Genomic DNA, 15,432 nt, shown 5'->3' with positions numbered 1-15,432 from the left:
GCATTATCCGCAGCGCCTGTCTGCGCAGCCAGTACGGGCTTCGGACATTGATCACGAGTCGACATTTCCCGAAAAGGCGAAACCCCTGATCCATGGCGGTTCGGCTGGCAACCGGGCATCATGCGCGGCTAGCCGAGGCCGAGAACTTCCATGCCGCTCCTTGAAATCGCCATCGAACCCACCACCCTGGGAATCCTCCTGTTCGTCGCCTTCCTGGCCGGCTTCATCGATGCCATCGCCGGTGGCGGTGGGCTGCTCACCCTGCCGGCGCTGCTCACCGCCGGACTGCCGCCACATCTGGTATTGGGAACCAACAAGCTGTGCGCCACCTTCGGTTCGGCAACGGCCAGCTACGCCTTCTATCGTCGACGGCTGTTCGAGCCGAAGCTGTGGCGTCGCGCGCTGATCGGCACGTTTCTGGGTGCATTGCTGGGTGCGGGGCTGGCCCATGCGGTGCCAGCGGACTGGCTCAACCAGTTGTTGCCACTGGTGGTGTTCGGTTGCGGCCTGTACCTGTTGTTCAGCCGCATGCCCAGCCCACCGAGCGGCTCCGACATGACACTCGGCCGTGGCCGGCAATGGCTGCAAAGCCTGGGGCTCGGTTTCTATGATGGTGTCGCCGGGCCAGGCACCGGAGCCTTCTGGACGATCAGCAGCATGCTGCTTTACCCGCTCGACCTGCTCAAAGCCAGCGGCGTGGCGCGCACGATGAATTTCATCAGCAATGGCACGGCACTGGGGGTGTTCATCATCAGCGGACACGTCGCCTGGGTACTGGGAATCGGCATGGGGCTGGCGCTGATGGCGGGCGCGTTTCTGGGAGCGCGAACCGCGATCCAGGGCGGTTCGAGGTTCATCCGCCCGATCTTCATCCTGGTGGTGCTTGCAATGAGTCTACGTCTAGCCTGGCAGCATTGGTTCGGGATGGCCTAATCGCTGCGCGAGATAAAGCTCGATCAGATAGCGGGCAATCGAGCGAGGCGCCGGCAGCCCCGGCAACGCATGAATCGAGAACCAGCGTGCATCCTCGATTTCCTCCGGCTGCATGACAATGTCGCCGGCGGCGTACTCGGCGTGATAACCCAGCATCAGCGAATGTGGGAAGGGCCAGCCCTGGCTACAGATATAGCGCGGCGGATGGATGGACACGCCGACTTCCTCGTGCACCTCCCGCGCCACGCATTGCTCGGCAGATTCCCCCGGCTCGACGAAACCGGCAAGCGTGCTGTAGACGCCGGGCGCGAAGCGCGGGGAGCGCGCCAGAAGCAGTTCGTCGCCACGCGTGACCAGGACGATCATGCTCGGCGAGATGCGCGGATAGTGTCGAATACCGCAGCCTTCGCACTGCATGGCACGTTCGCTACGGTGCTGTCGCATGGGATGGCCGCAACTGCCGCAGAAACGATGCTGATTGACCCAGGTGCCGATCTGCGCCGCATAACCGAGCATGCGAAAGCGCTCGGCATCCTCATCCTGCAACATGAACTGGCGAAGCCCCTGCCAGACGGAACCTGGCACTTCGGCCGGATGCGCCAGTTCCAGCAGGAACACCTCGTCGCCGTCGAAGTAACCCAGTCCCTGCTCGCTCAGCACAGGCAGATCCAGGCGTTTCAGCCAGTCCCGGGGAAACAGCACCCCATTACGATCGATCAGGAAACCCTGCTGGCAATGCACCAGCGCCCAACCGCCCTCCTTCGCCGGATCGAGTATGGCGGGCTGCCAGCGCAGGCTCATCAGGCGGCGACCGGTATACCCAGGGCGCGAACGCTTTCGCTTGCCAGGTCGAGCACGCTGGCCCGCGAATCATCACGACGCAGCAGCGCGCCGCCTTCCAGGTAGTACTCCAGGCTGGTCAAGGCATCGGCGAGCGTTTCGAGCATCTGCTCCGGCGGCATCTGCACGCTTTCGAGCATCTGTTTCTGGATGAAGTCGGCGCAGGCACCGATCAGCTCCGCCGCGCGCTCCTGTTCGAGAAAGCGAAGGCCGCCGCGCACGGCCATCAGGCTGAACGGCACATTGGCCAGATGCAGCTTTTCCCCGTTGGATTCCAGATAGGCGGTTATCGCCCGCTTGGCCAGAGCCAATCCGGCCGTGGCCTCATCGAGCACGACGATGCAGGCTTCGGTCAGCTGATGGCTGGCGAAGGCCTCGGCCTCCTGGCCGGGTTGAGCGAGCTGCGGACGCACTTCCCGGCGCTCGCCGCGTTCCAGGCTGGCGACCATGCTTTCGACATAGAGCACGGCATCGGCCAACCTCAGCAAGGCCTGAGGTTCAGGCGACTGCTCGTTGCTCCAGGACGAAACCACCGACAGCTGGGCATGGAGCGTGCTGGCGGCCGAAGACAGGCCGACCATGCCCAGGGTCTTGGCCAGCTTGCCCAGCTGGCTATGCAGGGTCGCATAGGATTCGGCTGGCGCCGTCTTCCGCTCGATCAGATCCAGCAGATCCTTGCAGCTGGCAAGCTCTTCGCGAATGGCTGATGACAGGGAACGCATCACCGCCTGCCCAGGACCGGCCAGACGCTGGCTCTCGTCCTCGATCAGATGATCGGTAAAGGGCAAGGGGCTGAGGGAGAACAGTTCGCGCACCTGGCTGGCCAACGGCCCCGAGCTTTCCGCCAGCGCCACCAGATAGAGCAATTCCTTGAGCAGGCTGCGGGGCGGTTCATAGGCAGGGTTGCCGATCAGTTGCCGCAGCTCGCGATCGAGTCGGGAGAACAACTGCTTGCGCGACTGACGCGGCAGCAGTTGTCCATCCAGCTGGGCTTCGAGTGCCGCACTACCGATCCAGCACAGACGTCCGGCCGGTGCATCGGCGAAGAGGATGTCGAGCCGGGCGAACGCGCGCCCCATCAGTTTCAGGCTCGCCGGTACGTTATCTTCGCGAATGAAGCCAAGCAGACCGACCTGATACATCTGTCTGAGACGACGGGCCTCCGTCGTACGAGCAGCCGGTTCACGCACCGCCACGGCGACCGGTGGACGCGCATGGTCGAGGCGGACGCTGAAGAAGAAGCTTTCCGGCAACGCCGGCTGGCCACCGGCAAGACGCAGGGCATTGATCGGCGGCAGCAGCAGCTCGGGCATCTCCTGGCGGCTGGCATCGACGCTTTCCAGATAACGCCCCAGTACATAGAGCGCATTGCTCAGTGCGGCGAGCTGGGCATCGCGCTCGTCGCCCGCACCGACGGGAATATCCGTGACCAGGTTCAGCACTTCCTGGGCCAAGAGCTCGGCGCCGGTCAGCTCGACGAGCTTGAGGGTGCCGCGAACCTGCTTGAGATTCTCGACCGCCTGTTGCAACAGGCCACCATTGTTCCGGTCGATGATGAAATGTTCGAGGCTCTGTTCTGCCTCTTCCATGGTCGCGAACAGCTCGTCCCGCACCAGGCTGAGTGAAGTAGCTCCAGTAACCATGCCTAGCGCGCCTCCCGCGCAACGTTTAGAGGATGCATCAGTCGGCGAAATCCGGTTTCTGCTTGGTCATGTGGGCGGCCATGGCAACCTTGAGGTCGGCGGATTGCAGCATTGCGGCATTCCAGGTCGCCATGTACTCGAGGCCATCGTCGACCCGGTGATCGCGCATGTAGCGAATCATCTCCTTGGTCCCGCGGATGGCCAGCGGTGACTTGGCGGCAATCTCGGCGGCCAGTGCGAAAACCCCGTCCATCAGCGCCGAGTGATCGACATAGGTGCGGTTGACGAGACCGATGGCCTGTGCCTCCTCCCCGCTCACATTGCGCCCGGTATAGGCCAGTTCGCGCATCATGCCATCGCCGATGATCCGAGGCAGGCGCTGCAGCGTACCCACATCCGCCGCCATGCCCATGTCGATCTCCTTGATGGAGAATTGCGCATCGGCCGTGCTGTAGCGCATGTCGCACGCGGAAATCAGGTCGACCGCACCGCCCACGCAGCAGCCCTGGATGGCTGCGATCACCGGTTTGCGGCAATGGTCGACGGCATTGAGCGAAGCCTGCAGGCTGAGGATCTTGTGTCGCAGCCGTTCGGCGTTGCGACCGATGTCGTTGCCCAGTTGGCTGGCGGCCTGAGCCAGCAATTGCAGGTCGATGCCTGACGAGAAGTGCTTGCCGTTACCGGACAGCACGACGACGCGCACTTCGTCGGTCTCGTCGACCCAGCGGAAGATATCGATGATCTCGCTCCAGAACGCGGCATTCATCGCGTTGGCCTTCTCTGGACGATTGATCGCCACATGGGCGACCTTGCCCGTCAGTTCGACCTGGAAGGCTTGGTATTCAGTCATGCTCTCATCCCCGACAGCAGCAGGCACCGTGGTGCAACACAAGGTTCAACGCCCCGCCAGATACAGCGACGCATAGCCGCGCAACTATAACAACAGCCGGCTGAAAGTGGTTGCACCACGATGTGATGCAGCCCACGGCCTCGCACATGAGCGCCACCCCCGGATACTTTTTCAACCGCCCAGGATGCAATCGACCGTATAGCGCGGCCCGTTGGAATCGGCCTCGCTCTGCAGCCCATGCACGTCGGCATCGAACCCCGGAAAGCGCTTGGCGAAGTTCTGCGCGAACTCAAGGTAATCGACAATCGAGCGCGTCTGGGAGGTGAATCGCTCGCCCGGCATGATCAACGGAATTCCCGGCGGATATGGCACCAGCATCACGGCCGCGATACGCCCTTCCAGCTGCTCGATAGGCACCGCTTCCACCTCGCCACGCACCAGCTTGTCGTAGGCATCCGCTGGTTTCATCGCCAGTTCGGGCAAGGCGGTATACATGCGCCGCATCGCCTTGGCAGTGGCGTTTTCGCGGTAACAGGCATGCAGCGCGTCGCAGAGATCGCGCAGCCCCATGCCCTCGTATGCGCTGCCGCCCGCGCTGGCTACCGCCGGTAGCGCATCGCACAGCGAGACGTTGTTGTCGTAATGCCGCTTGAACTCCAGCAGCTCGGTGAGCAAGGTGCTCCACTTGCCCTTGGTGATGCCCATGGAGAAGAGCACCAGAATCGAGTAGAGACCGGTCTTCTCCACCACCAGTCCGCGTTCCCAGAGGAACTTGCTGACCACCGCGGCGGGAATGCCACGCTCGCTCAGCCTGCCGGCAGCTGTCAGGCCCGGGGTCACCAGCGTGACCTTGATCGGATCGAGCAGTACGTAGTCCTCGGCCAGATGGCCGAAACCGTGCCAGTCGGCGTCCGGCTCGAGCAGCCAGTCACGGGTGACCAGCGCTTCCGGATCCTCTGCAAATGTGGGCTGCCAGATACTGAACCACCAGTCATCCGCCGCCAGATGCTGGCGCAGATTGTTGAGGGCTCTGCGAAAGCTCAGCGCTTCGTCGAAGGTTTCCTGGATCAGCGAGCGGCCCGCGGGCCCTTCCATCATCGCGGACGCCACATCCAGCGAGGCGAGGATGCCGTACTGCGGCGAAGTGGAGATATGCATCATGAAGGCTTCGTTGAAGCGATCGCGATCCAGCTGACGGGTCTGGCTGTCGAGCACATGGATCATCGATGCCTGACTGAAGGCGGCCAACACCTTGTGCGTCGAATGCGTGGTGAACACCAGCGGCCCCTGCTCGCGCGTGTCCATGCCGTAGCGGCCGTCGTAGAACTCGTGGAATGCCGCATAGGCGTACCAGGCCTCGTCGAAATGCAGCACCTCCACACTGTCGCTCAGCGTGCGCTTGATCAGATTGGCGTTGTAACAGAGGCCGTCGTAGGTCGAGTTGGTGATCACCGCCAGTTTGACCCTGGCGGGTCGGCCACGGGTCAGCGGGTTGGCATCGATCTTGGCCTGGATCGACTCGCGGCTGAACTCCTCCAGCGGGATTGGCCCGATGATGCCCAGTTCGTTGCGCGACGGGGTGAGATAGAGCGGGATCGCACCGGTCATGATGATCGAGTGCAGGATCGACTTGTGACAGTTGCGATCCACCAGTACCAGATCGCCCCTGGCCACCATGGAATGCCAGACGATCTTGTTCGCCGTCGAGGTGCCGTTGATCACGAAAAACGTGTGGTCTGCACCGAAGTTGCGTGCCGCCCGGGCCTCGGCGGCCGCCAGCGGTCCGGTGTGATCGAGCAGCGAACCCAGCTCAGGCACCGAGACCGAGAGGTCGGAACGCAGGGTGTTCTCGCCGAAGAACTGGTGGAACGCCTGCCCCACCGGACTCTTGCGAAAGGCCACGCCACCGCCGTGACCGGGCGTATGCCAGGAATAGTTGGAGTCGCCGGTATGCTGGACCAACGCCCGGAAAAAAGGCGGCAGCAGGCCCTCCAGGTAAGATCGCGCCGCCCGGGCCACCTGCCGCGCAAGGAAGGGCACGGTATCTTCGAACAGATAGAGGATGCCGCGCAGCTCGTTGAGATCGGCCATGGCTTCGGCCGGCGCGTTCTCGATGGTAACCTGCTCGCCGAGCGCGAAGATCGGCAGTTGCGGCGCGCGGCGCCGGGCCACGCGTATCAGCCCAACCACATCCTGCAGCAGGCGCTGGTTGTCACCCGCCCCTTCGGCCGCAACGAGAATGCACGCGAGGCCATGGTGGGTGGACGCGACGATGCGCCCTTCGCTGGCGCTTGCTGTAGGCAGGATATGGAAACCGTCCTGCTCCAGTTCGGCAGCGATTTCGCGCACGCGCTGGCCGGCGACGGTATCGGCCTTGATGTCGCGGTGAACGATAAGGATGGGGAATTTCAAGTCTTTGTACATGGAGGATTCCTGAAGACACCTGCCTTCAGGGTAGAAGCTTCATGCACAAGCTCCAAGCAAACCACCGAAACGCTCTCAGGCAGGTTGCGTCTCGGCTTCCATCGGCTGCTCCAGCTGAGCCCAGAGCGACGCGGCGCCAGCCGCTTTCTCGATGGCCGCCAGACGCGCCGCATGGGCGGCCAGTTCGTCATCGCTGGCGCGGATGATTCGGGTAGCCACACGATTGGCCGGCAGGCGCCGGATCGCTGTCGGCTGCTGGCGGCCGCCGTTGGAGTCGTCCCCCTCGCCTGCCAGAGAAAGATGCGTCTGCCCGCCGGTCATGGTCAGGAAGACATCGGCCAGGATCTCGGCATCGAGCAAGGCGCCGTGCAGATCGCGACCCGAGTTGTCGACGCCGTAACGCTTGCACAGCGCATCCAGGCTGTTGCGCTGTCCTGGATGTCGCTCGCGGGCCATCAACAGCGTATCGAGCACCGAGCAGTGGTCGGCGATGTCGGCCCGATCCTGCTGCCCCAGCAGCGCGAATTCGTTGTTGATGAAGCCGATATCGAACGCCGCGTTGTGAATGATCAGCTGCGCGCCCTTGATGAACTCGAAGAACTCATCGGCCACGTCACGAAAGCGCGGCTTGTCGACCAGAAACTCGTTGGTGATGCCGTGAACCGCGATGGCCCCCTCATCCACTTCCCGGTCCGGTTGCAGATAGACGTGGTAGTGCCGCCCGGTCAGCTTGCGCCCGATGACTTCCACACAGCCGATCTCGATGATCCGGTGACCATCGGTGACCGGCATGCCTGTGGTTTCGGTATCGAGAACGACGCTACGCATGGTGTTTGATTCTCTTGCAACGGAATTGAAGGTGGGCCTGGTCTGACTCGGGAGCGCTTCAGGCGAACCGGATCGTCGGGAGTTTACGAGTTGCGGATGCGCGGGCTCAATGCTGCCCCGGCGCCGTCAGACGGGTTGCCGCTTGGCCTGCACCACGCCGCGGTTGGCCAGCAGATCGGCATGTTCGTTGCCGGGATGCCCGGTGTGCCCGCGCACCCATTTCCAGGTCACCTGATGGCGATTGACCTGTTCGTCCAGCAGGCGCCACAGGTCAGCATTCTTCACCGGCTGTTTAGCGGCCGTTTTCCAGCCGCGCTTCTTCCAGTTGGGCATCCAGTCGTTGATGCCTTGCATGACGTACTGGGAATCGGTGATCAAGCGAACCTGGCAGGGCCGTTTGAGTTCTTCCAGCGCACGGATCGCCGCCATCAGCTCCATCCGATTGTTGGTCGTTTCCGCCTCGCCGCCCCAGAGTTCGCGCTCGACACCCTTGTAGACCAGCAACGCACCCCAGCCACCTGGCCCGGGATTGCCCTTGCAGGCACCGTCCGTATAAATCTCGACCGCCTCGTCACTCATCTGGAATTCTTAGCTCTTCTCTATTCAGCATCACGACGGCTGATTTTCGCCACGGGCAGCGGCAGCAGCTTACCCATCCGCTCCCGACGGTTCTGCCGCAACGGCCGCAGTCCGATCATCAGCTTGCGGGCCACCAGCAGGTAAAAGCCTCCCGTGGGCGCCTGCAGCCGCTCGCCGATCATGTCCAGCCGCGTCAGGCGTTTCTGCCAGCGGGCCGAGGAAAGCGGCGGACAATAGCACCCGAATCGTCGTTTCTCCAGCGCGAATCCGAGCAGGTTGAGCCAGTCGCCGACACGGTTCGGACGAATGCAATGCGCCTGGCGCAGGATCTCCCGGGACAGCAGATGGCGCGCACCCCATGCACTCCAGGGGTTGATGCCGACGATCAGCAAGTGCCCACCCGGCCTGACGCTACGCGCCGCTTCACGCAGCACGGCGTGCGGCGACAGGCTGAAGTCCAGGCCATGCTGGAGCACCACCACATCGGCGGCATGCTCGGTCAGTGGCCAGGATTGCTCCTCGCAGATGATTTCGACGCCAGGCATCGGCGCGCCCAGGCGCACGCTGCGCTTGATCTTCTGCGATTCGATGGGCGCATCGACGAAAGGCGCATAGTGCACCAGGTAACTGCCGAAACAGCGCTCCAGCTCGTCCTTGATCACCCGCCGCTCCTGCTCGCGCAACTGCTGGCCCAATGGCCCCTCGAACCAGGCATTGGCCTCGTCGATCAGGGACAACCAGCAGGCATCCGCCTTGGCACTGTGGTCGTGGTTCATGCTCGACTCCATTCATCGGTCCGGTCTGCACGACTACCTTTATGGGTTCGGTTCGACCGGCCTTAGGGTCTACTCCCGCTCCGTACCGGCCCTTCGGCTTGCGACGAAACAGGAACAGACCCTAGGATGCGCCTTTGTCACTGACTTGGCGACCGCCGACATGTTGCAGATAGATGCTTTGCCCGCCTTTACCGACAACTACATATGGCTGCTGCAGGATGTCAGCCGTAAGGAATGTGCAGTGGTCGATCCTGGTGACTGCGCGCCGGTCAGCGCCTGGCTCGACAGTCATCCGGGCTGGAAGCTGACCGATATCCTGATCACCCATCACCATCACGATCACGTGGGGGGCGTGCAACAGCTCAAAATGGCCACCGGGGCACGGGTTGTCGGCCCGGCGAACGAGAAGATCCCCGCCAGGGACGTGGCCCTCGTCGAAGGCCAGCAGGTCGATGTGCTCGGCCACAAGCTGCAAGTCATAGAGGTGCCGGGGCATACGCTCGGCCATATCGCCTATTTCCACGATGATCCACAGTCCCCCTGGCTCCTCAGTGGCGACACGCTGTTCGCAGCCGGTTGCGGCCGCCTGTTCGAAGGCACGGCCGAACAGATGTTCGACTCACTGCAACGCCTTGCCTCGTTGCCAGCGCAGACACGTGTCTACTGCACCCACGAATACACCTTGAGCAATCTGCGCTTCGCGCAGGCGGTGGAACCCGCCAACCCGGCCATCGCCGAGCGGTTTGCCGAAGCGACGCGCCTGCGCGAAGCCAACCGCATCACGCTGCCTTCGGACATCCGTACCGAGCTGGCTACCAACCCCTTTCTGCGCAGCAACGATACGGCAGTGGCCGCAGCCGCCAGTGCCTACAGCCAGAAGCCGCTGGACAATCCACAGGCGGTTTTCCGGGCACTTCGCGCCTGGAAGGATCGATTCTGAGGAACCTCGACCATTCCCCAAAACCGGCTCGTTTGCTTGACCCGTCCGGACGGCATTCCTACACTCCCCCGAATTTTGCGCCAAGGGAAACGTCCAGCCAATGCCGTCCGACTCTTCGAATCGCCCTCTTCCGGACGCCTTGGCAGCCTCCGGCCGGGTCCTGACACTGGCCATCCTCAGCGTACTTGCCGGCTGCCAGAGCACCGCCATGCAGGCGCCAGGATCGGCTCAGACAGCCTCCAGCACGCCTCTTGCCGGTTCGGCGCAAACTCTTTGGCTGATGGAAAAACCCACCAAGCAAGCCCACCAGGACATCTGGGATCGGGTTCGTGACGGGTTCAAGCTGCAGGAATACTTGGGCAGTAACCCACGCATCGAGCAGCAACGACTGGTATTCGCCAGCCGCCCCGAATCCATCGAGATGGTCAGCGAGCGCGGCGCTCCCTACATCCATTACATCGTCGAGCAGCTCGAGGAGCGCAACATGCCGCTCGAGCTGGCGCTGCTGCCGATCATCGAAAGCTCCTACAATCCTTTCGCCTATTCGCCGGCACAGGCCGTCGGCCTCTGGCAGTTCATCCCCTCCACCGGTCGGCACTTCAATCTGCAACAGACCCGCTGGTACGACGGGCGTCGCGACATCACCGCATCGACTACCGCCGCGCTGCGCTATCTCACCTATCTGCACGGGCTGTTCAACGAGGACTGGCTGCTGGCACTGGCGGCTTACAACGCTGGCGAAGGTACCGTCAGCCGGGCTATCGAGCGCAACCAGAAGCGGGGCCTGCCGACCGATTACTGGAACCTGCCGCTGCCCAAGGAAACCCGCGACTACGTGCCCAAGCTGCTGGCCCTGTCGCAATTGATACAGGCACCCGAGACCTACGGAATCAACCTCAGCCCGATCGCCAACGAGCCCTACTTCGAAGTCGTGGCGCTCAAGCACCAGATGGACCTCGCCCGGGTAGCGGCGCTGGTGGAGCTGGACGAAGAAGAAATCTACCAACTCAATCCCGCGTTCACCCGACGCATCACGCTCGACGGCCCGCAGCAACTGCTCATCCCGACCGCCAAGGCGGAAATGCTCGCCGCCAACCTGGCGCTGATGAAGCCTCAGGAACTGGTCAACTGGCAAGAATACAGGGTTCGTCCGGGCGATACGCTGGGTGCCATCGCCAACCGTCACCGGCTGTCGGTCAACGTGATTCGCGACATCAACCGGCTCGACGGCGATCACCTGCGCATCGGTCAGCTATTGAGCCTGCCGCAGCCTGCCGACAGCGGTTCGTCGCGCGAACTGCTCCATGCGGTGTCCCGCAGCCAGTCGACGCCGCGCAGCTACCGTGTACGCCAGGGTGACAATCTCTGGGATATCGCCAAGGCACACAAGGTGACGGTTCATGAGCTGCAAAGCTGGAACAAGCTCTCCGGCAGCAGCCTCAAGGTCGGCCAGGCGCTGTTTCTCCAGGGCCCGGCACCGAAGGCAGCAACCGCCAAGGCGGCTCCGACCTACTACAAGGTCAAGAAGGGCGATTCGCTCTACCAGATCGCCAAGCGCTTCAACGTAGGCATCGATCACCTGCGTAGCTGGAATCCGATGGACAGCTCCATGCTGAAGCCGGGGCAGACGCTCACGCTATACCTGCCCCACTGATCCGCCATGCTGCGGCGCCACGACCCGATGGCGCTGCGGCAAGCCAGGCAGCAAGCTCTGCCCGGCGCTCGGAGGCCCCGCCGCTCCAGCACAGGCGGCGCAAGTCGGATCATTTCCTTCCGCCTGCCTGCGACTGGAAACAAGGCGATACCAGTCCACTACGGCCGCGCTTTTTCCTGCCCATACAAGCTGTTACTGTACTCGGCCGAAAAGCCGAAAGCGCCATGGATCGGATTCACCATCTGATGCGACCCGCCCTATTACCGTTGATCTGCCTGGCCTTGGGCTCCCCCGCGTTTGCCGCTATCAGCGAAAGTCACGGCTACGCGCAGTTCGGCATCCTCAAGTACCCACAGAATTTCACCCATTTCGACTGGGTGAATCCCGATGCGCCGAAAGGCGGCGTCGTACGCCTGATGGCTTCGGGCACCTTCGACACGCTCAACCCCTATACCTTCAAGGGCACGAGCCCCAGCGCCACGCCGGGCTTCTTCCAGTACGGTATCAGCGAACTCAACGAGCCCCTGATGGTGGGTACCGGCATCTACGATCCGTCCGGTGACGAACCTTCCTCGGCCTACGGATTGATCGCCGAATCGATCGAGTACGCGGACAACCGCAGCTGGATCGTCTTCAACCTGCGCGATTCGGCCCGTTTTCACGATGGCCAGCCGATCACCGCCTACGATGTCGCCTTCTCCTATCGCCTGCTGCTCAAGGACGGTCATCCACGCTACCGAACGGGCCTGCAAGGGGTGCGCCGCGTCGATATCCTCAACCGCCACCGCATTCGCTTCGTATTCGAGACGGCCAACGATTCGCTGCTTATCCTGCGCCTCAGCGAACTGCCCGTGCTGCCGCAACACTACTGGAAGGACCGCGACTTCAAGGCCACCACCTTCGAGCCGCCCCTGGGCAGCGGCCCTTACCGCATCAGCAAAGTGCAGCCAGGCCGGCAGGTGGTGTTCGAGCGCGTCAGCAACTGGTGGGGCGCCGATCTGCCGGTCAACCGCGGCAAGTACAACTTCGACCGGGTCGAGGTGGAGTTCTATCGCGACAGCACAGTGGCCTTCGAAGCGTTCAAGGTCGGCGAATTCGATTTCTACATCGAGCACCAGGCCAAGAACTGGGCCAACGGCTACCAGTTTCCCGCCGTGCAGCGAGGGGACGTGATTCGTACGAGCATCCCGCACCAGATTCCGACCCAGACCCAGGCACTGTTCATGAATGGGCGCCGCGAGACCTTTTCCGACATCAGGGTTCGCGAGGCGCTGGGGCTGTTGTTCGATTTCGAATGGACCAATCGGGCACTGTTCTACGAGGCCTATCGACGCAGCGAAAGCTACTACCCGAACAGCGACTTCACCGCCAGCGGGCTGCCTGAAGGCGCCGAGTGGTTGCTGCTCTCTCGTTATCGCAAGCAGTTGCCTCCCGAGGTATTCACCGAACCCTTCCATCTGCCGCGAACCGAGGGTCGGGGCATTCCACGAGCCACTCTGCGCCGCGCCCTGGCGCTTTTCGCCGAAGCCGGCTGGAAGCTCACGGACAACGGCCTTTCCGACAGAAAAGGCCGCCCTCTGCGCTTCGAAATCCTGCTGGTAAACCCGCGACTGGAGCGTATCCTTCAGCCCTACGTAGAGAATCTGGCCCGCGTCGGTATCCGGGCGAATCTGCGCACAGTAGACAGCGCGCAGTACAAGCAGCGCCTGGACCAGTACGATTACGACATGATCCTCGCAACGCTGGGGCAGAGCCTGAGCCCCGGAATCGAACAATGGCTTTACTTCCACTCCAGCCAGGTCGACGTGAAAGGCGGGCGCAACTATGCCGGTATCGCCAATCCGATCGTCGACGAACTGCTGGAGAAGCTGCTCGCCACGCAGACCCGCGACGAACAGGTAGCCGCCTCGCGAGCCATCGACCGCGTGCTGCTATGGAATCACTACACCATTCCAAACTGGTTCATCGATCACCACCGCCTGGCGTACCGCAACCGATTCGCCCACGTCGGCACACCGCCCTACACGCTGGGGCTGAACGCCTGGTGGCTGAAGGACCTGGAGAAGCACCAATGACCCATCGCATTGTGCGGCCCATTCTGCACGCCGGTATTCTGCTGTTCTGCCTGGCCGCGACGGCCCAGGCAGCACCTCGTCATGCACTGACCCTGTACGGGGAGGCACCCAAATACCCGGCCGACTTTCAGCATTTCGACTACGCCAACCCCGACGCGCCGAAGGGCGGCACCTTGCGCCAGGCCGGCTTTGGCAGCTTCGATTCGCTCAACCCCTTCATCAACAAGGGGGTTGCCGCGGACGGAATCGGCCTGATCTACGACACCCTGACCACCAACAGCATGGATGAGCCATTCACCGTCTACGGTCTGCTCGCCGAGAAAATCGAGAAAGGCCCGAACAACGAGTGGGTTCGCTTTCATCTGCGTCCCGAGGCGCGCTTTCATGACGGTGAGCCGGTAACGGCCGAGGACGTTGTCTTCACTTTCGAGACCCTGCTGGCGAAAGGCGCGCCGCACTACCGCGCCTATTATGCCGATGTGGAGGAAGTCGTCGCCGAAAGCCCTCGCCGGGTACGCTTCGACTTCAAGCATGCCGGTAACCGCGAACTGCCATTGATTCTCGGCCAGTTCCCCGTGCTGCCCGCCCACTGGTGGGCCGAACGCGACTTCACCTCGGGAAGCCTGGAGCCACCGCTGGGCAGCGGCCCCTACCGCGTGGAGCGCGTCCAGGCCGGGCGCACAATTCGCTATGCACGCGTCGAGGACTATTGGGGCAAGGACTTGCCGGTGAACCGCGGTTTCTACAATTTCGACCACCTGACATTCGACTACTACCGCGACAACACCGTGGCGCTGCAGGCCTTCAAGGCCGGGCATTTCGATTTCTGGGAAGAACGCACCGCCAAGAGCTGGGCGACCGCCTATGACATCCCCGCGGTGAAAGATGGCCGCATCGTTCGCGAGGAAATCGACAATCACAATCCGGCCGGCATGCAAGGCTTCGTCCTCAACATTCGACGCCCGCACCTGGCTGACCGCCGAGTACGCGAGGCCTTGGGTCTGCTCTTCGATTTCGAGTGGACCAACCGTCAGCTGTTCAACGGCGCCTATACGCGAACCCGCAGCTATTTCGACAATTCCGAACTCGCCTCCTCCGGTTTGCCCGACAAGGACGAGCTCAAGGTGCTGGAGCCGTTGCGCGGCACCATCCCGGACGAGGTGTTCGAAAAGCCGTTCGAACTGCCCCGCACCGAGGCCAACGGCGTGATCCGCGAGCAGATGCGCCAGGCCTATCGGCTGCTTACCGAGGCTGGCTGGAAAATCGAGAACGATCGAATGGTCGACACCGAAGGCAAGCCGGTGAAGCTCGAGTTTCTCCTGGTGCAGGCCGAGTTCGAGCGGGTTCTGCTGCCTTACAAGCGCAATCTCGCGGACCTGGGCATCGAACTGGAGATTCGCCGGGTGGATGTCTCGCAGTACATCAACCGGCTGCGCTCACGTGATTACGACATGATCGTCAGCGGCTTCAGCCAGTCCAGCTCGCCCGGCAACGAGCAGCGCGGTTTCTGGCATTCGACCAGCGCGGACAACCCCGGCAGCCGCAATTTCATCGGTCTCAAGGACCCGGCGATCGACACACTGGTCGAGGGGCTGATCGCCGCCGATTCACGCCAGGAGCTGATCACCCACACCCGTGCGCTGGATCGTGTGCTGCTGTGGGGGCATTACGTGGTGCCCAACTGGCATATCAAGTCGTGGCGAGTGGCTTACTGGAACCATCTCGCACATCCGACCGTTACGCCGCGACAGGACATCGGCCTGATGACCTGGTGGCGCAAACCCGATGCCGCCACCCCTGCCGCCGACCCGGCAGAAGCGCAGAAGGCCGAGAAAGCCGGCGTCCCTGCGCCAGCGATCGCGCCGGATGACACCGAGGCGGAGCGCTGAG

The 15,432-nt window shown here is 62.7% G+C and carries 12 protein-coding genes; 5 read left to right on the top strand and 7 right to left on the bottom strand.

The window, feature by feature from the left end:
• Positions 1-150 precede the first annotated feature (150 nt).
• A complete protein-coding gene (locus EA795_RS05010) occupies positions 151-933 on the top strand; it encodes a TSUP family transporter (protein ID WP_122075900.1) in 783 nt (260 codons plus the stop codon).
• Here EA795_RS05010 and nudC read toward each other — a convergent pair.
• From nudC to EA795_RS04975, 7 genes are all read right to left on the bottom strand, one after another.
• Positions 901-1,734: an NAD(+) diphosphatase gene (gene nudC / locus EA795_RS05005; RefSeq protein ID WP_014852910.1), complete on the bottom strand. Its 834-nt coding sequence runs from the start codon at positions 1,732-1,734 to the stop codon at positions 901-903. The genes EA795_RS05010 and nudC overlap by 33 nt on opposite strands.
• Entirely contained in the window at positions 1,734-3,416 is a 1,683-nt protein-coding gene (locus EA795_RS05000) for a FimL-related protein (protein WP_122075899.1), read from the bottom strand. Before EA795_RS05000 ends, nudC begins: the two co-directional genes overlap by 1 nt.
• 37 nt (positions 3,417-3,453) lie before the next feature.
• On the bottom strand, positions 3,454-4,266 hold the full coding sequence (locus EA795_RS04995; protein WP_122075897.1) for a crotonase/enoyl-CoA hydratase family protein: 813 nt from the start codon (positions 4,264-4,266) through the stop codon (positions 3,454-3,456).
• Positions 4,267-4,437: 171 nt separating this feature from the next.
• Complete coding sequence (locus tag EA795_RS04990; protein ID WP_122075895.1) at positions 4,438-6,690, bottom strand: Orn/Lys/Arg family decarboxylase; 2,253 nt, start codon at positions 6,688-6,690, stop codon at positions 4,438-4,440.
• A 75-nt stretch (positions 6,691-6,765) separates the two neighbouring features.
• A complete protein-coding gene (gene dnaQ / locus EA795_RS04985; protein ID WP_014852914.1) occupies positions 6,766-7,518 on the bottom strand; it encodes a DNA polymerase III subunit epsilon in 753 nt (250 codons plus the stop codon).
• Positions 7,519-7,644: 126 nt separating this feature from the next.
• Entirely contained in the window at positions 7,645-8,097 is a 453-nt protein-coding gene (rnhA, locus tag EA795_RS04980; protein ID WP_014852915.1) for a ribonuclease HI, read from the bottom strand.
• 20 nt (positions 8,098-8,117) lie between these two features.
• The gene (locus tag EA795_RS04975; RefSeq protein WP_014852916.1) at positions 8,118-8,873 is read right to left on the bottom strand and encodes a class I SAM-dependent methyltransferase; all 756 of its coding nucleotides are present in this window, start codon (positions 8,871-8,873) and stop codon (positions 8,118-8,120) included.
• 160 nt (positions 8,874-9,033) lie between these two features.
• On the opposite strand from EA795_RS04975, the gene gloB reads away from it, so the two are divergent.
• The 4 genes from gloB to EA795_RS04955 all read left to right on the top strand — a co-directional run bounded on the left by gloB (position 9,034) and on the right by EA795_RS04955 (position 15,431).
• Entirely contained in the window at positions 9,034-9,813 is a 780-nt protein-coding gene (gene gloB, locus EA795_RS04970) for a hydroxyacylglutathione hydrolase (protein WP_014852917.1), read from the top strand.
• Between the two features lie 100 nt (positions 9,814-9,913).
• Entirely contained in the window at positions 9,914-11,467 is a 1,554-nt protein-coding gene (locus tag EA795_RS04965; protein WP_080586033.1) for a lytic transglycosylase domain-containing protein, read from the top strand.
• 245 nt (positions 11,468-11,712) lie between these two features.
• Complete coding sequence (locus EA795_RS04960; RefSeq protein WP_122076043.1) at positions 11,713-13,542, top strand: extracellular solute-binding protein; 1,830 nt, start codon at positions 11,713-11,715, stop codon at positions 13,540-13,542.
• Positions 13,539-15,431 carry an extracellular solute-binding protein gene (locus EA795_RS04955; RefSeq protein ID WP_014852920.1) on the top strand — a complete coding sequence of 631 codons (1,893 nt, stop codon included), beginning with the start codon at positions 13,539-13,541 and terminating at the stop codon, positions 15,429-15,431. The genes EA795_RS04960 and EA795_RS04955 overlap by 4 nt, the downstream gene beginning before the upstream one ends.
• Position 15,432 lies beyond the last annotated feature (1 nt).

The sequence above is a fragment of the Stutzerimonas nitrititolerans genome, assembly GCF_003696285.1.
Lineage (GTDB): Bacteria > Pseudomonadota > Gammaproteobacteria > Pseudomonadales > Pseudomonadaceae > Stutzerimonas > Stutzerimonas nitrititolerans.
The sequence above is the reverse complement of the archived record's forward strand: the minus strand, read 5'-3'. Positions and strand labels throughout refer to the sequence as shown.